Raw genomic sequence first — 17701 nt, 5'->3', positions numbered from 1 at the left:
TATTGCATCATACGCTGACAGATTTTTCTTTGATCACGTATAGGTGATATTATTTGCCACAATTAAGCCTTACAGGAAATGATATGCCACAGATTAGTCGCTCTGCGTTAGTACCGTACAGCGTGGAACAAATGTACAAATTGGTCAATGATGTTGGTTCTTATCCGGATTTTTTACCGGGATGTGTCGGCAGTCGTGTGTTGAGTATCAGTAGTAATGAAATGACTGCGTCAGTCGATGTTTCCAAAGCGGGTATTAGTAAGACTTTTGTTACTCGGAATATTCTGGCTGATAATCAAAGCATTAATATGCAACTGGTGGATGGGCCTTTTCGTAAGTTGATGGGTGGTTGGCAGTTTATTCCACTTAGTGAAGATGCGTGTAAAGTTGAGCTGTACCTGGATTTTGAATTTACCAATAAACTAATTGAATTGGCTTTCGGTAGGATTTTTAAGGAATTAGTCGGAAGTATGATTCAGGCTTTTACTTTACGTGCACGTGAGGTTTATAGTGTCTGATATCAATATCGAAGTTGTTTATGCATTGCCTGATCGTCAATATCTACGTACTGTGAAATTGTCCCAAGGTGCGACTGTAGAGCAGGCGATAATTGCGTCAGGTTTGTTGACTTTGCGTAATGATATTGATCTGCAAAAAAATAAAGTCGGAATTTATAGTCGTCCTGCCAAGCTGACGGATATTTTGGAGGAGGGTGATCGGGTGGAAATTTATCGCCCATTATTGGCCGATCCAAAAGAAATGCGTCGTAAGCGGGCCGAGCGGGCTAAGAATAATGCTCAATAGTTATCAATAAACAGCCAGTCATTTGTTTTTCTGACTGGCTGTTTATATCTCTTTGTTATTGAAGATTCTTAGTAAGTGAATTTTCGTTTTTAATGTCAGTCAGTACACCATTACTGTCAAATGTCAGTGTCAAGGTTTGCTGAGTCACTTTTTCATGCCCAGGTTGCTGACGAAACACATAAAACCATGTTTGAGTACCAAACGGGTCCTGTAACATTGGTGTCCCCAATGTGTAGGCTACCTGTTGCTGGGTCATTCCCTTGTGGATTTTTGATACATTCGCAGATGTCAGATAGTTTCCCTGATTAATATCAGGGCGATAAACAACCCGTTCCAACATAGAGCAACCCGCAGTCAGCATAACGAATGATACAGCAGCGGCAGTCAACATTTTACAGCGCATGGTAATTACATTCCTTTAGGAGTCAGGATGTTGATAATAATAGACCTTGACGAGATTGAAAACCTCTACAAGCCTTAGTTATGACCCCAAATATACGTAAAAGTTGTGTCTATCATGCAGCCAGCAGCTCTTTTGCGTTTGCTAAGGTGTTTTTTGTGACTTCACTACCAGCGAGAAGTCGTGCCAGCTCTTGTAATCTGGTTTTTTTATCCAGCAACTGCATTTGGGTTTCAGTTTCTTCACCGTCAGTCTGTTTACTGACATAAAAATGTTGGTGACCACAGCCGGCTACCTGGGGTAGGTGAGTGACGCACATGACCTGAGTGGATTCGCCCAATTCTCGTAATAGGCGACCGACAATTGCAGCTGTTGGGCCACTGATACCTACATCTACTTCATCGAAAATCAGAGCTGAAGTTTCCATTTTTTTGGCCGTTATAACCTGGATTGCCAGTGCAATACGGGAAAGCTCACCACCTGAAGCAACTTTTGCCAGTAATTGGTGTGGTTGACCAGGGTTAGTTGTAACATTAAATTCAACTTTATCTGCACCATCGATATTTAGGTGTTCAGGCATAAAAGAGACATCAATGGTAAAGCGTCCGTGAGGCATAGAGAGCTGATGCATACTGTTAGTAATTAGCTCATTTAATTCTTTGGCATATTGCTGGCGAATCAGATGTAATTTTTCTGCTACCTCTAATGCCTGCTTATAGTGTTTATTAACCTGTTCGCTGAGATGAGCACAATCATCTTCTTGTTGAGCTAATAGTTGTTGTTCTTCTAGTAGTTGTTGATGTAGAGAAGGAAGTTCTTCCGGTACAACATGGTGTTTACGAGCTATTCTGATTTGCTGAGAAATCTTCTGTTCTAGTTCAAATAGGCGGTTTGGGTCCATATCCAATTGATCACCGTAGTGACGAAGTTCATCATTAACTTCGTTAATTTGGATGGATGCTTCTTCCAGCATGATGAGTAAGTTATTGAATTTATCATCCATAGTGATGAGTTCTGCTAGCTCGTGTTTAGCGTGATTCAACAGACTGATAATATTTTGTTCATCATTATCACTCAGTAGCTGGAGAGCATTTTGACTGACAGATAATAGTTGACCACGGTTTGCTAGCCGTTTGTATTCATTATCATGTTCCTGATATTCACCTGGTTGTGGTGCCAGTTCATTTAGCTCTTTCAGATGGTATTCCAGTAGCTGTTGACGGGATTGGCGCTCAAGAGCTTGTTGTTGGAATTGAGCCAAATTTTGACAGCTTTGGTGCCATTTCTGGTATGCCTGTTTCATCTCATGTTGCAGATTGAATTGATTAGCGTAAGTATCGAGCAGACGTTTTTGGTGGTTGCTATCCAGTAGTAATTGGTGAGCGTGCTGACCATGAATCTGAATAAGATGGGCACCCAATTCACGTAATTGGGAAAGTGGTACCGCGGTACCATTGATAAAGCCTCTTGAACGGCCATCTGAAGTTATAGTGCGGCGTAGCAGGCATTCGTTACTGTCGTCAAGTTGGTGCTCTTCCAACCATTGACGCGCTGAAGGAGCATCAGCAAGAGAAAAACGGGCACAGATATCAGCACGAGAGGCTCCATTGCGCACCATATTGGTCTCACCTCGATTACCCAAGCATAAACCTAATGCGTCAATTGCGATAGATTTACCGGCACCAGTTTCACCCGTTATGGCTGTCATACCGGGTCGGAATTCAATTTCAAGTTCACGAACAATCGCAAAGTTGCTGATGGTTAACTGGGTGAGCATTCTTCCTCTCCTGTGTATAAAAACACCTCTGTATTTTCATACAGTATAAACTGGTTTTTTATACAGTAAAGTAGTGATGTCCATTTTTCAGAACATTTTTTTAGACCAGCTGAGTTTTGTACTTAGGGTATTGAAGTAATTATAATCTTTAGGGTGGATCAAATTGAGCTTCTGTTTGCTACGATTAATAATGACATCTTCACCATTTTGTATAGGCAAAACTATTTGGCTATCGCAACTGACTTCATAATCGTTGCTGTTTTGGGAAAATTTCAATCTGATACTGCTTTCACTACTGATAACCAATGGGCGGGAAGATAATGTATGTGGGAACATAGGCACTAGGACGATAGCATCCAGATTAGGTGTTAGAATTGGCCCTCCTGCGGAAAGTGAGTAAGCTGTAGACCCGGTTGGTGTTGCGATAATCAGTCCGTCAGAACGTTGGGAAAAAGCAAAACGTTCATCAATATAAACTTCGAATTCAATCATGTGAGCCACTTTCCCCGGATGGAGTACTATTTCATTGATTGCGCTACTGATGCGGGGTTTTTGACCGTTTCTTTTGACTTGTGCTTCGAGTAGGAAACGATGTTCGTTGCGATATTCGCCATCGAGTACTTCGGAAAGTTGTTGCAGAGCATTATCAGGATCTAAGTCTGTCAGAAAACCTAAATTGCCTCTGTTAATTCCGATAACTTTAATGTCATAACGGGAAAGAACCCGAGCAGCGCCTAGCATGTTGCCGTCACCACCAACAACAACAGCCAAATCAGCTAGTTTACCAATTTCAGTCAAGCCGCCGGTCTGTGCATCTTTCAAGCCAATATCTTTGGCGACTTGGCGATCAACAATCACGCAGTAACCTTTGGATTTTAGCCAGTGATAAAGCATTTCATGAGTAGCAAGTGCTTCTGGGTGACGAGGATGCCCAACAATACCAATGCATTTGAATTTTTTATTCATCGTTGTAATTTCCTTCAGCAAGAGGTTTTGTCCTCACAATATGACGGGTTCCCTTGAATCCCTAGTTTAGATCCCCATAATAAGCTAAGTAGCGAGATTAATGCCAAATACGCGGAGATATTCATGAGTAGTAAAGAACAAAAAGTGCCTGACGAGCAAGTCTCGGAAGATATGGAAGTTGTATCTGAACAGCAAAACAGTGCGGATAAAGCAGAAGCATCAGAGACTGAAAACGTTGTTGATCCGCGTGTCGTAGAGCTGGAAGAACAGCTCAAGCAAGCGCAACAGCGTGAACGTGATGCCATTTTGCGTGCTAAAGCTGAAGTTGAAAATATCCGTCGTCGTACTGAGCAAGATGTAGAAAAAGCCCATAAGTTTGCGTTAGAAAGATTTGCTAATGAACTGTTGCCAGTGATTGATAATCTTGAGCGAGCGCTGGATGCGGTGGATCGTACTAACACTGAAATAGCACCAATGATTGAAGGTATTGAACTGACGTTAAAGTCTTTCCTTGGGGCTGTGGGTAAATTTGGTATTGAAATTGTTGACGACACAAATGTTCCTTTTAATCCTGAAGTTCATCAGGCCATGACTATGATGGATTCTGATCAGCATGAGCCGAATCATGTCATGATGGTCATGCAGAAAGGGTATACCTTAAATGGTCGTTTATTGCGCCCAGCAATGGTAGCTGTATCAAAGTAATTTTAGCTCAGTATGTAGATAATGTATGCCGCTCCAGTTGGGGCGGCATTTTTTTACTGTGGTAACTCAGGTGTCCAATTGATTGGTTCTAGCCCTTGTTTTTCAAGCAATTCATTGGCTTTTGAAAAGTGTTTACAGCCAAAGAATCCTCGATGGGCGGATAGAGGAGATGGGTGAGGTGCTTTGAGGACATAGTGTTTGTTACTATCGATAAAGTAACCTTTTTTCTGCGCGTGAGATCCCCAGAGAAGAAAAACTACGCCTGAGCGATGCTCATTGATAGCTGCAATGACTTTGTCTGTGAAAGTTTCCCAGCCCAGATTCGCGTGAGAGTGAGCATTGCCACGTTCTACGGTTAATACGGTATTGAGTAGTAACACTCCTTGTTTGGCCCAACTGATCAGACAACCGTGATTTGGATGTTGGAAGCCCGGTATATCAGATGCTAGTTCTTTGTACATATTAACCAGGGAAGGTGGTGCAGGAATACCGGGTTGCACAGAAAAAGAGAGACCATGTGCCTGATTAGGGCCGTGGTAAGGGTCTTGCCCAAGTATTACAACTTTAATATCGGCCAATTCGGTGTAACGGAATGCATTAAATACATCCTGTTGTGGTGGATAAATAGTTTTACCTGCTTGACGCTCTTTGGCGACGTAGGCCAGTGTGTCGATAAAATAAGGTTGTTTTTTTTCATTACCGATCACGTTGTGCCATGTGAGAGGTGCGGACATAACAAATCCTTTCTATATAATTACCAGATGGACGTTAGCTTACCGACTCCAAAATCAGAGGGAAACCTTTGATGAACACTAAAACTAAATTTTTGATAACTATTTCAATGTCATAAAGTATTTTTGAAAATTTATCAAAACAATTCCTTTGCAGTTAGCTATAAATACCTATTTAAACTATAAGGTTACAATATATTTGTAGTAACTATATGAAATTAATTGGACTGAATCAATGGATATCCTCGTTACATGTTGGTATGTGGGTGTCAAATATATTGGTTTGACCAAATAACCGGAATGATGTGCTTGGTAGTTTGCTTTGTTGCATGAACATAGCGATAGAAATGATTACTGGTATTTAAGTCGCTGATAAATATTAGGTAGAGTTTGATCTGATATCAGAGATAGAAATCACAATTCATTATATTTTATAACATAAATTAAACATTCATTTAACTTAATGTTATTCCCTGCCGATAGATTAATTGCACCAATTAAATAGCTAATTATTTTCAACTATCCTTAGGGGAAGTTTATGAGTTTATCAATTGGTATAAGTCTATCGGTTGATTCAGGTTTTCCTGTTTCAAATCAGCTTGAACTTGTTACACCATCTTCTGTTTCAACCCAGAATATTAAGAAAGTAACTACTGAAATTTCTTATATTTCTGCAACAACCAAGCAGAATAATAGAACCTACCAGTCATTAGTTAATGAGCAGAGTACTAACACCAATTTAAAATCAATAACAGATATTAATGTTGAACAGATTAGTGGTAAGCAATCTCATGAAATTGATTATATGCTGACTTTGATTTCTGATGATGTCTACATTAGAACCACTATGGGAATAGGTGATTATGTTCGCCTTTCTGATAGTGAATTATTAAAAGCAGGAATAGAACCGGCAAATTTGAGAGATGAAACAACGGGTTTTCAGGCAGGTATTTATCGTAATGGTGATCTCTATATCGTCGCTTTTGTAGGCACTAACGATTTGAAGGACATATTGACTAACTTACGGCAAGGTTTTGGATTTGATGAAGCTCAATATCATCAGGCGGTTGATTTAGCTCGTACTGCCAGAATAACATTTGGGGAAAATTTGCTATTTACAGGGCATTCTTTGGGGGGCGGATTAGCAGCGACAGCTGCATTATCAGTTGGAAAGCCTGCGGTAATATTTAATTCAGCCGGTGTTTCTGACAATATGATGAAAAATTTGGGGTTTTCACCACAAGAGGGTAGGGTTATCGCTGAAAATGGATTGATACGTCATTATGTTGTGGAACATGATTTACTTGATGTATTACAACAGAAATTGCCGGTATCTCAGCCGATAGGCCATAAAATCTTATTGAAATATAATGATGATTTGGAAGAGTCAGGTACAGGATTTCCTAATAATCTGATACGAGGATTGAAAGCACATTCTCTTGAAAAGGTGTTGGAATTATTAACGATATACAAACCTTGGTCATCTTTAAATGATGAACAGCAAGAAGAATCTTTAGTCATGCTTAATGAGTCTGATCTGAGCGTTTCCGCATAATTAAAGAGAAGTGTGATGAAAATTGGTGAAGTAATTGAGCCTGAATCGGAACTGGATTGTCAGTGGAGTGAAGAAAATATAACTCCGTTACAATGGGCTATATTCAATCAGAGAATGGATGATGTTAATAATTTGCTGAAAGAGGGCGCTGATCCTACTCAACCTGGTTTGCAACAAGAAAGTGCTTTACATACGGCTGCGAAAATTGGCAACTCTGATTATCTCAAATCTTTATTATCAGTAGCGCCTGATGTGAATATTATGCATCCTGTAACCTTAGCGACGCCTTTACAAGTTGCGGTTCAGGTAGGGGGAAAAATGCAGGTTGAATTATTGTTGGCTGCCGGCGCTAATCCTAATCAGGCTAATCGGATTGGGGATACTCCGTTACATATTGCAGCCAAAGTTAATTCGCCGGAACTGGTGCTGATATTGTTGAAGTCAGGCGCTGATCCTAAATTGCAAAACAAGCAGCAATCAACGTTCCAGATGTATCTCAATCTCACACCGCTAAAAGTGCGGAGCCGTGAGATGCAAGCGGAATATGATAAAGTCAATCATTGGCTGAAAGCGCAGCAAGTCAGCCGGTATTATTTGAAGTAAGATAAAAACGGGCTATTTGGCCTAATGCCAGTCAGTTAAACTGGCTGGCTTCCCTTTTTACCGGGTATTTTTGTGGTTTACGCCTCACTACTCTCGGATATTTTCTGTCAGGAAGCTTCGCTGGTAATTCAAACATGCTTAATGTTTCCAATAAGTAAGCATAGCACTTAGGTAAATTACCTGTACTAGGATATTTTTGTTGAGAAGAGTGAATCATCTGATGAGGTTACCTTGTCAGGAACGACCATTGTTTGTATTTTGCTCAATTTCGCGATCAAGGGAAGTATTTAGAGGTTCTCACATAAATTTATTTTTCATCACGTTTGCATTTTAAAAATCTTAATAGTTAAGTATAAATGTTAATTATTCGTGATCTACCCTACGCTGATTTCTGGATTAATGGAGTGTTTTTTTAAAGTTTCATTAATTAGTTATTTAGAGGAAAAACGAATTCTATAAGTACTGGGTAACTGTCTAGGAGCGGTAGCGTGCCAAAATGGATACTACACTACACATTTGTCATGAATAACTATTGGGGCTGTCCTAGGATTTTGGAGCCTATAATCCATGAGTGGTAGCGTGTGTCATGATTTTATTCCCATATCTACAGTTGTGTTCAGGCTCAGAAAGACTATCTTCGATTTTATAAAAATAGGCGGAAAGTCAGATTATCATATTACCCATTATAACAAGAATGCAGATAATTTATCTAATTAACTTAACATATTGAGTCAAAATTTATAAAGAGGATATTTTACTAAGATGAATGTTATAAATAAAGAAAAAATCCGCTATATTTTTAGTCGAATAAAAAGGAAAGGTGTTCTAAATACAATTAGTGGTATAAATAGGAAGTATATCAAATCAAAATTCATAGAGTCATTTTTATCTAAATTAATAAGTAGTAAATTAGATGTGCCAGATTTCCCTAAGATTATACAAATAGAAACAAGAAGTGGCTGTAACTATTCTTGCTCATTTTGTCCCACAAATAAAGTCAAAATGAAACAAGGGAAAATGCAGCAAGAATTATTTGATAAAATAGTGGAGCAGTTAAAAGACTTTAATGGTTATATTAGTTTGTTTTTTAGAAATGAGCCATTGATGGATAAGAGAATTATAGATTGGGCTAAAAAGATAAAAAATGAAACAAATGCAAAAATAGTTATTCAGACAAATGGTTCCTTATTAAAGGAAGAAATTGCGAGGGAGCTCGGTCAATATGCTGAGTTAATAGTGAATGACTATACTGATGATAAAATAGTAATGAAGAAAATAAAAAAATGGGAGGAGAATATTATTGATAATTTAATATTTGTAACACGAAATGACTATGAAAGCTTGACAAATCGTGCTGGAAATATTGGTGAAAAAAAGAAGGTATTTCTAAATAATTCATGTGTAAAACCATTTACTGAACTCACAATAACATTCAGCGGTACTGTTGTTTTGTGCTGTCAGGATTGGATGGAAGAAGCCATTATAGGAGATCTTAACCATCAAAGCATTCTTGAGATATGGAATTCAAATAATTTAAATGAAATTAGAGCACAATTAAAGAATAGAAATAGAGTCGGAATATGTGAATATTGTGATTTTGTTGGGGTATAACATGATGAATATATTTGAGGTAATGCAAAAGCAAATATCCAAATGTTATGTAAAAGGGAATAATTGGAACTATTCGAAACATAAAGATATATATTTACATTTTAGTGATGAGTGTTGTTATGAAGTAGAATTGAAGGAGTGTGCACAATTATCTTATATAAAAAATGTAGATAGTATCATATTGTTGCCGACACTATGGGGGCGATGTGATAAATCTGAGATATTAGAAGCAATTCAAAGAGGAATAGAACAATGCATCAAATTTAATTCTGTATTAATGGTTAGTATTCAGTCTAACTATAATCATAGAGAAGATATTATTGATAGTGTTCAAAAGCTTTTGAATGAAAATGAGGTTTACGACAAGTTAATACTGTTTCTTACAGATGTCAGAAGCAAAGCATATTCAATAAATCAAACGGTTCTTTTAGCAAGAAGGATAAACTGTTCAGCAGTTGGATGGATGGATGATGATGTTATTCTATCTGATGATGCATTTTTACACCTGTATGAAGATCTTCGCCGCAGAGAGTTTATAGGGAGTTCTGGTGCATTGAAATACCCGACACCGAAAAAATATCCTACTTCAAAATTTTTGAATTTTGCTAAAAATAAAATGTCTACAAAGAAAACAAAATATCCACATGGCTGTTGTATGATGGTAGGTGTCTCATCAATAAAAAATTTGATTCCTGCTAGATATATTTGTGATGATGGTTTTTTCTTTTTTGAATTATTAGACATGAAATTAGAAAATCCTCAAAATAATATGAGGATCGTGGAGGAATCTATATGTCAACATTATGTTGGAGGGAATGTTAAAGATACATATTTCCGTATACGTAGATCCATTATTAGCACTGTAGTCTATTGTGCTGATTATCCATTGGATAAGTGCTTGTATTATTTGAAAGAAGTTCAGTTCAATGGGTTGTTCCCAGCCATGTTTATCAATGTATCTATTAAAGATAATATTATAAAAAGTGTATTTAAATTTATATTCTTAATATGGCATGTAGTCATATTGATTGAATTGTTTATTAGAAGATTTTCAGGCAATCCGTTAAGAGAAATAGCATGGTCTGCATATTCTTGGGAAAAAACTAAAAGTTTGAAAGAAAAAAATCTTTATTTGATTAATAAAATTGTTTTGTCAAATTAGGTTATTAAATTAATAACGTTAAAATAGAGTTTACTATGGATATTTACAAATATATGACTTCATGTAGAAAGTCAATAATCCCTATTATCGATCCATTTAAATTTAATTATGAAATAAATATAAATAGATTATTAATATTTCAAAAATATGCTCCTTTTTGTATAGTAGCTAGTACGGATTGTGAAAACTTTGAAATGAAAGTAGCTCCCTTTATAGCTGCTGCATCAAAGATTAAAACCATCCCTATCATAACGCATTTTCCTCCTCAGAAACCAAACGGATTTCCTTCATCACCTCTCGCAGATGCATTTTTTGCCACATCAGTGATAAATTCCAATATGGAATACTACAGCTCTTTATCATTAGAGAGAGAGTCCATCAAGCAGAGTATTGAAAAGTATGGCGACAACTGTTTAATCAGCTCTGCTGCTCTTGTTCTAGGCAATGATAAAAAGTCTCAAAAGTTTGTTTATTCAAAAACTGTAGATCACTCAACAGAAAGTATTTCTAAAGCATTGGAAGGTATAGATTTTAATTTGTTGAAGGTTTTTTACCTTTATTCAAGATACAGTATAATTTCTAATGAAATATGCGGTTTTGTAAAATCTCTTGTTGGAGATAATATACTGTTGTTTGTTAGTGGAGGAATATCAAACACTGAGCAGGTAGATAACTTGTTATATTCTGGTGCTGATTTTGTTTCAATTGGAACTACATTTGAAGAAGTCAATTGGAATAACAATGCTATAAACATATTAAATAAAGAAAGAAGATATTAATGAGGAATTTCTAATATGGAAGATGTTGTTTTAGTCGATGAGAATGATAATAGAGTCGGATGTATTAATAAGATTGACGCTCATTTAGACGGTGATTATCTTCACCGAGCCTTTTCCTGCTTTATTATTAATTCAAAAGATGAGGTATACATTCAGCAGAGAGCACAGTCTAAATTACTCTGGCCCGGATATTGGTCTAACTCATATTGCAGTCACCCGAGACCGGATGAAGAAATTTCTCATGCCGTGATGAGACGTGCGGAAGAAGAACTAGGTATTGTAATAAATGAAGAACCAAAGTTTATATATAAGTTCCAATATAAAGAAAAATATAAAGATGTAGGATATGAACATGAATTATGTCATGTCTTTATTGTTTTTACTGATGCACTACCAATGGAAAACCCAGAAGAAGTATCAGAGGGATTTTTTATTAATATTAAAGATGTCCAAGAATACATTAATAATAATGAAGAGTTTTGTACACCTTGGTTTAAGAAAGAGTGGACAGATATATTACAGAACTACTTTGATAAATTGTACTGATTAGAATGTATAGAGAATTTAATCAAGGGTATAATATAAGTCTGCATGATAATAAATATCCTCTATTTTGATAGGTTTTCATAAAAGTATACCTTGTTTTCTAACTATAGAATAAAATTAGGTGCTGGAATAATGAATGCTAATTGGCATAAAAAAAAGAAAATTTATAATGATCTTAGTCAATTGTGTGGAGTTTCTGTTATATTGACGGAAGAATATTTATCAACATTTTGTACAAACTTTGGTGGAATGTATTCAATATCACCGCTTGCTGTTGTCTGTGTGAAAAATACAAATTTAATAATAGATATAATTCACTATTGTAATATAAATGAGATACCAGTAAATATACGTGGTGTTGGGCATTCTTTTGGTACACAATCGCTTTCAAAGGGAATTGTATTAGTAGTATCAGTCGAAAATCCGGTATTTGAACAAATAGATGAGTATAAGTTTAAAGTTTCAGCTTTTGAAACATGGTTGTCTGTTGAGTATTTTTTGAGAAAAAATGGCTTATCATTTCCTATTTTGACTAGGCATCCTGATACGACTGTTGGAGGAACACTTTCTGTTGGTGGATATGGAGAAGATTCATATCTATATGGAAGTCAAGCATCGTGTATTCAATCGTATACGCTAATAACACCTGATGGGAAAAGGCATAGATGTTCAGAAGATTCAAACTCAGAACTTTATAATTTCGGACTCGTATCATTAGGAATACTTGGTATTATTGAAGATGTGACTTTTGAGGCAATCCCATTAAGAGTAGAGAACATACTTTATGTGATAGAGTTTGAAGGGGTTTTTCATTTACTGAATTTTTTGATACTTATATCTGAATATTCCAATCTGGATATTGAGGCTGTCACCTGTCAATTATATCGAGGCAGATACTATGTTAATATGGTTCTCAGCAATAATTCTGTTCAGACTAATATTATTAATAAGGTATTAGAGTGTCAAGTAACAGGGTGTATAGGCTACAAATACCATTCAGTAAGTGATTATAGAGGAAGAACATTTGGTGCCTATAGGCATGATCTCTGGAATAGAGAGCATGTCAATCTTTGGGGAGATTATTGTGTTGATCAGAATAATATTATGGCTTTTGCTAATTTTCTATTAAACAAAATAATTAACAATGACATTTTTATAAGGAATAAAGGTAGGCTTCTTATAATTTTAAAGAAAAGTCCTAGTTTAAGTAAGTTCTTTCCTTTCGAACCAATATCAAAAAAAATGAGTGGAATTGTATTCGGGGTTGGGGTGTACTTTACGTTTCCTAGAAGCGAAAGAGAAGAATATGAAAGATTAAAGTTATTGCATAGTCAAATATTAGAAGAGTGTATTTTAAATGAAGGACGGCCTTATCTTGCGGGATGGCATGAAATGAAATATGAAGATAAAATAAAAATATATGGAGATGATTATATAAAAATTTTAGCACTCAAGAAACGTCTGGATCCTAAAGGAATCGTAAATAATTATGATTTTTTTAGTATAGAAATGAACTAAGTTAATCAGATAAATTATCTGCATTCTTGTTATAATGGGTAATATGATAATCTGACTTTCCACCTGTTTTTATGAAATCGAAGATAGTCCTTTCTGAGCTTGAATGAATCATGTTGCAACAACTTGCTTTGAATCACGAGTACGGGGAGGTCCGTACACGAAGGACGGGCTTGCTCGTGCGATAAGGAAGTATGAATTAAAGACTTGATTGGAAGGTTACGGAGACCATTTGCAATTAATTTATCTTGAGCACTTATCATTCATACAACAAGAAACTTTATTTTCTAGTTGCTAATCGTGCGTGTTGTTCAACTAGATAATTAGATGAAATTTTGTAACATATATATTAATACTATTAGATAGTGAATCCTGCCTAGAAAATATATTAAAACTCAATCAGGTGAAAGTTGTGAATTTATATTAGATTTTGAATTTATATTAAATAAGATTCCAAAATAGTGCTACATCTTATACCACCAATAATTCTATGTATAACAGTGGGTTGAAGAAGGCCATGTGTAGCAAAATTATGAAACGTTATTTAATGAGTTACTGTGGGGATATTACTTAAATGAAGAAGATATTGATTATTTGCATGAGAACTTGGGGGAGAATAGGAAATTATGAAGCAGCAAAAAAAATTGAGTCAGAACTAGCCAGTAAAGAGATTTTTTCTGCAGAGCTAATCTGTTTTGATGAATTAGTGCCTGTGTTCAGCAAGTTTGGATTAAGGATGCAAGAGATTGCTGCAAGTTACTATGCCCCTTACATTAAATTGAAGTTATATGATGAGTTGATAGATGATATTGATTCATGGATTAGTAATTTCAATAATGAGCAGGTATTAAATGAATCATTATCGAGTGTCATTGAAAATGATTTTCCATCGTTAATTATATCGACAAAAGGCATTATTGCAAAAGTAGTCCATGCATTCAAAAAAAATTCGACTTTGATTTCAAAACTGTGAACCTCATAACTAATCCTGGTTTGTTAGATATTAAAATACATCAACATTTTAGTAGTGATTTGACGATTAGAACTACAAGTTATTACCCAAATTCTGATATGGTTAAAAAATTTCATAGATTAGAGACTGTTCCATTATTTAAGCCAGTTTCAAATTATCAAATCGAGCAGAAGGATATTCCTTCTATTTTAATTCTCTGCAATGGATGTGAAGAAGGTTACTTTGATGTATTAAAAACTTCTTTCGAACATCCTTCGAAACCTAAAATTTTCATGGTTATTGTTTCGAATAAGAAATTGTATGATGAATGCATAGATTTAAATAGAAAATATGCAGATAGAGCATATATTTATAATACATTAGCTAATAAGGATTATCTAAAGTTGGCACTAGAGGCTTCAACAAACAACAGATCATTTCTATACTCTAAATCTGGTCCAAATACAGTATTGGAATCAATTAGATTCAATTTACCGGTTTTAGTACATTTCTCTGGGTTACCAATGGAAAGGTGGATAGTAGAGTTGACAAACAAAAGAAAATTTGGTTTTTGTTTTGAAAATCAATCTAATGGGCCTAGCTTAATAAAAAGATGGTTGGACAATCCTGAGATTGTTACTAACTTTAAGCGTAACATAGAATCAAGTAAAATTGATGATATAGATGTTACACTTAAAGATTTATCTGATATAATTTATGATGTCATGTAATGATTATGAAGGAAGTATTGAATGTTCCAAATTAAAAAAGTTCCTATAACAACAGTATTTATAGTATGTGTGACAATTGTTTATTCCACATTTGTTTCATATTCATTAACAGATAGCTTTATCGGTAAAATGAGTATTATAGATCTAGAGAAATATGGAGGATTAACACCAAATAGATTATATGAATTTGAGTATTGGCGACTTCTGGTTTCTCAGTTCATACATGTTAAACAACTGCATATGGTCTACAATGTGCTATCACTTTCCATACTGGGAATTTTATTAGAAAAACATCTTGGATCTAAATTTTTATTAGTTTTATGGTTTACTGCTGGTGCCTTGGGAACTCTTTATAGCACTAACTTTGTTAGTTACCCTTGGAATATTGGTACGGGAGCATCACAAGCTGTTTTGGGCGTATCCTCCTTTGCATTGCTGTTGGTTTTTGTCAAAGAGCATACCTCTAGTATATTAAAGTTTGCTGTTGTTTTTTCCATGCTGCCGGCAATAGTTCTAGATTTTATTTATGCTCACTACCCGAAGCCAGGCCATGTTCTTTCTATTTGTATTGGGCTTACAATGAGTTTGTTTTTCTATAGGAAAAATAAATCTTATTTTGATAATATTGCTATTTGAAAATAATAATTATCCACGAATAAATTGATAATGTGAGGATTTTCTATGAAACCCGCTGTGATAAAAATTAAAGGAATAGATTACAGTATAATTTCTATGTTAATGTGGCTCTGTTTAACCATATATACCCAATGGATTTCAAGATGCATCGCGACGGCAAGGGGGCGAATCCCTGGGAGCATAGATAATTCTGTGGCCGGGGTGAGTGAGTGCAGCCAACAAAGAGGTAACTTGAAAGATAACGAGTAGAAAAAGAAAAGGATCTTCTATGCGTGATATAGTTTTTTTTCTTGAAGAATATCCAGTCTTAACACAAGCTTTTGTACATCAACAGATTATCAGTTTGAAGAAAGTAGGATTTAATGTAAGAGTTGTATCTGTTTCTAAATCTAGTGATACAATCTGTGCCAATGATTCTATAATTCCCTATGTTTGTCTAGAAGATATAAAAAACGTTCATCCTATATATGCAATATTTAAATTCATTTATTTTTCTATAATCTCTGGTTATTTATTTTCTCGAATGAGTTTATTTAAACGAAATTGTTACCGTAAACGCTTGTTATTTAAATTTCTATCCAATCCGTCACAAATAAAATCTAATGATATCGTTATAAGCCATTTTGGTATGGCTAGTATCATGGCGGCACAATTGAAAAAATATGGATATATTAAGAATGCACTATATAGTGTATTACATGCATATGAAATTACTAAAGAAAAGAGTCTTAGTGATCTGGGAAGTCATTATGGAACTTTATTTGACCAAGCAAATAAAATTTTTTCAGTTTGTGAACATATGCGTAATAGAATTATTAATCTAGGATGTCATCCTACCAATGTTGAGGTGCTACATCTGGGGGTTGATATTGATGCTCTTTCATTTTTATATCCAAATGAATCTAATAAAGAAAAAATGAAGATAATTTTTGTCGGCCGTTTGACAGAAAAAAAAGGATTGCCTGATTTATTGTTATCTCTAGCACGAATAAGCAGTAAAGTGTCATTTGCTTTAGACATTGTTGGCGATGGGGAACTCGATGAATATTGTTATGAATTAATATTAAAACTTAATTTGAATGAACATATAAAAATGCATGGTTTTCAACCCCATCACATAGTCTTAGATTTTATGAAAGACGCAGATGTTTTAATACTTCCATCCAAAACATCTCACTCTGGTGACATGGAAGGTATACCGGTGGTATTAATGGAGGCAATGGCTATGAAAAAGATAGTTTTGTCTACCTACCATAGTGGGATTACTGAGTTAATTGAAGATAATGTCAATGGATTTCTTGTCAATGAAGGAGATATTGTAGATTTATCAGAAAAAATATCATATATAGACGAGTTGAGCAAAAAGGATAAAGATATTATAAGGACGAATGCACATCAAAAAATAATGAATGATTTCAATATTAATATTCAAAGTAAACATTTAGCTAACATAATACTTAATGATGGATTTGCTGAGGGGGGAATATAGATGAAATATGACATTGTTTTTATATCTTATGATGAACCATGTGCTGAATCTAATTGGAATCATTTGAAAAATAGATTTCCTGATGCAAAAAGAATTCATGGTGTCAATGGTATCTTAAAAGCTCATAAAGTTGCTGCTGATTCTGTAATGGCTAAATGGTTTTTTGTTGTAGACGGAGACAATAGAATTAGAGATGAGTTTAATTTTGAGTTACCAGTGGAACCTTTATGCTCAACTGCGGCCTATGTATGGAGAAGTGTTAACTCAGTTAATCGCTTATGCTATGGGAATGGAGGTGTGAAATTATTTAATAAAATGTTGTTTCAGGAGGTTAAAAGTTTTTCTGGAGATATGACCATATCTCTTAGTCCTAATTATCACGTAGTCAATATTGTTGCTTCAGATACAGTTATTAACACAAGTAGTTTCCATTCCTGGAGAGCTGCTTTTCGAGAGTGTATAAAACTCAGTATACCAAGGAAAAATCCTAAAGAAGATATTATCCGTAAAGAAAGATTAACGGCATGGAGTTTAATTGATACTCGGATAGAATTTGGTGATTGGATATTAAAAGGAGCTAATGATGCTGCTCATTTTTATGAGGAAAATATTGAAAATATGGAATTCTTGTTATCAACCATTAATGATTTTAAATGGTTAAGAGATACGTTTAATTTAAAATACATTCAGAAAGATAGAGTATAATGACTTCATTATAGTTAAATTTATTAGGAGGTAA

At 35.1% G+C, this 17701-nt stretch carries 20 protein-coding genes; 16 read left to right on the top strand and 4 right to left on the bottom strand.

The features are described from left to right. Positions 1-83 precede the first annotated feature (83 nt). Together BDD30_RS05080 and BDD30_RS05075 are read left to right on the top strand one after the other, a co-directional pair. Entirely contained in the window at positions 84-518 is a 435-nt protein-coding gene (locus BDD30_RS05080; RefSeq protein WP_015833416.1) for a type II toxin-antitoxin system RatA family toxin, read from the top strand. Beyond that, positions 511-804, top strand: a complete 294-nt coding sequence (locus tag BDD30_RS05075; RefSeq protein ID WP_015833417.1) for an RnfH family protein — start codon at positions 511-513, stop codon at positions 802-804. Before BDD30_RS05080 ends, BDD30_RS05075 begins: the two co-directional genes overlap by 8 nt. Positions 805-859: 55 nt before the next feature. On the opposite strand, the gene bamE is transcribed toward BDD30_RS05075, so the two are convergent. From bamE to nadK, 3 genes are all read right to left on the bottom strand, one after another. Continuing rightward, the gene (gene bamE, locus BDD30_RS05070; RefSeq protein ID WP_015833418.1) at positions 860-1207 is read right to left on the bottom strand and encodes an outer membrane protein assembly factor BamE; all 348 of its coding nucleotides are present in this window, start codon (positions 1205-1207) and stop codon (positions 860-862) included. A gap of 112 nt (positions 1208-1319) precedes the next feature. Beyond that, positions 1320-2981: a DNA repair protein RecN gene (gene recN, locus BDD30_RS05065; protein ID WP_015833419.1), complete on the bottom strand. Its 1662-nt coding sequence runs from the start codon at positions 2979-2981 to the stop codon at positions 1320-1322. 87 nt (positions 2982-3068) lie between these two features. Further along, positions 3069-3947 carry an NAD(+) kinase gene (gene nadK / locus BDD30_RS05060; RefSeq protein ID WP_015833420.1) on the bottom strand — a complete coding sequence of 293 codons (879 nt, stop codon included), beginning with the start codon at positions 3945-3947 and terminating at the stop codon, positions 3069-3071. A gap of 123 nt (positions 3948-4070) precedes the next feature. Here nadK and grpE point away from each other — a divergent pair, with 123 nt between their 5' ends. Further along, the gene (gene grpE / locus BDD30_RS05055) at positions 4071-4652 is read left to right on the top strand and encodes a nucleotide exchange factor GrpE (RefSeq protein ID WP_041381662.1); all 582 of its coding nucleotides are present in this window, start codon (positions 4071-4073) and stop codon (positions 4650-4652) included. A 53-nt stretch (positions 4653-4705) separates the two neighbouring features. Here the strand turns inward: grpE and ung are convergent, their stop codons facing one another. Beyond that, positions 4706-5386 (bottom strand): uracil-DNA glycosylase, encoded by a 681-nt coding sequence (ung, locus tag BDD30_RS05050; RefSeq protein WP_015833422.1) that lies wholly within the window; start codon positions 5384-5386, stop codon positions 4706-4708. Positions 5387-5921: 535 nt separating this feature from the next. Here ung and BDD30_RS05045 point away from each other — a divergent pair. The 13 genes from BDD30_RS05045 (at position 5922) to BDD30_RS04990 (ending at position 17667) form a co-directional block, all read left to right on the top strand. After that, positions 5922-6938 carry a Tle-like phospholipase domain-containing protein gene (locus tag BDD30_RS05045; protein WP_015833423.1) on the top strand — a complete coding sequence of 339 codons (1017 nt, stop codon included), beginning with the start codon at positions 5922-5924 and terminating at the stop codon, positions 6936-6938. A gap of 15 nt (positions 6939-6953) precedes the next feature. Continuing rightward, positions 6954-7541 carry an ankyrin repeat domain-containing protein gene (locus BDD30_RS05040; RefSeq protein WP_015833424.1) on the top strand — a complete coding sequence of 196 codons (588 nt, stop codon included), beginning with the start codon at positions 6954-6956 and terminating at the stop codon, positions 7539-7541. Between the two features lie 762 nt (positions 7542-8303). Further along, the gene (locus BDD30_RS05035) at positions 8304-9152 is read left to right on the top strand and encodes a radical SAM/SPASM domain-containing protein (protein WP_015833426.1); all 849 of its coding nucleotides are present in this window, start codon (positions 8304-8306) and stop codon (positions 9150-9152) included. Between the two features lies 1 nt (position 9153). After that, positions 9154-10314 (top strand): hypothetical protein, encoded by a 1161-nt coding sequence (locus tag BDD30_RS05030; protein ID WP_015833427.1) that lies wholly within the window; start codon positions 9154-9156, stop codon positions 10312-10314. Positions 10315-10349: 35 nt separating this feature from the next. After that, positions 10350-11093 carry a geranylgeranylglyceryl/heptaprenylglyceryl phosphate synthase gene (locus BDD30_RS05025; protein ID WP_015833428.1) on the top strand — a complete coding sequence of 248 codons (744 nt, stop codon included), beginning with the start codon at positions 10350-10352 and terminating at the stop codon, positions 11091-11093. A gap of 15 nt (positions 11094-11108) precedes the next feature. Next, positions 11109-11639 carry an isopentenyl-diphosphate Delta-isomerase gene (idi, locus tag BDD30_RS05020; RefSeq protein ID WP_015833429.1) on the top strand — a complete coding sequence of 177 codons (531 nt, stop codon included), beginning with the start codon at positions 11109-11111 and terminating at the stop codon, positions 11637-11639. Between the two features lie 132 nt (positions 11640-11771). After that, positions 11772-13157 carry an FAD-binding oxidoreductase gene (locus BDD30_RS05015; protein WP_231849193.1) on the top strand — a complete coding sequence of 462 codons (1386 nt, stop codon included), beginning with the start codon at positions 11772-11774 and terminating at the stop codon, positions 13155-13157. A 571-nt stretch (positions 13158-13728) separates the two neighbouring features. After that, entirely contained in the window at positions 13729-14127 is a 399-nt protein-coding gene (locus BDD30_RS05010; RefSeq protein WP_015833431.1) for a hypothetical protein, read from the top strand. Next, positions 14124-14837, top strand: coding sequence for a hypothetical protein (locus BDD30_RS05005; RefSeq protein WP_015833432.1), 714 nt, complete (start codon positions 14124-14126; stop codon positions 14835-14837). The genes BDD30_RS05010 and BDD30_RS05005 overlap by 4 nt, the downstream gene beginning before the upstream one ends. Before the next feature lie 21 nt (positions 14838-14858). Next, positions 14859-15473: a rhomboid family intramembrane serine protease gene (locus BDD30_RS05000; RefSeq protein ID WP_015833433.1), complete on the top strand. Its 615-nt coding sequence runs from the start codon at positions 14859-14861 to the stop codon at positions 15471-15473. A gap of 45 nt (positions 15474-15518) precedes the next feature. Further along, positions 15519-15722 (top strand): hypothetical protein, encoded by a 204-nt coding sequence (locus tag BDD30_RS23040; protein ID WP_041381664.1) that lies wholly within the window; start codon positions 15519-15521, stop codon positions 15720-15722. Positions 15723-15741: 19 nt separating this feature from the next. Beyond that, positions 15742-16962, top strand: coding sequence for a glycosyltransferase (locus BDD30_RS04995; RefSeq protein WP_015833434.1), 1221 nt, complete (start codon positions 15742-15744; stop codon positions 16960-16962). After that, a complete protein-coding gene (locus BDD30_RS04990) occupies positions 16963-17667 on the top strand; it encodes a hypothetical protein (RefSeq protein WP_015833435.1) in 705 nt (234 codons plus the stop codon). Positions 17668-17701 lie beyond the last annotated feature (34 nt).

The sequence above is a fragment of the Photorhabdus asymbiotica genome (assembly GCF_003634575.1).
GTDB lineage: Bacteria > Pseudomonadota > Gammaproteobacteria > Enterobacterales > Enterobacteriaceae > Photorhabdus > Photorhabdus asymbiotica.
The sequence above is the reverse complement of the archived record's forward strand: the minus strand, read 5'-3'. Positions and strand labels throughout refer to the sequence as shown.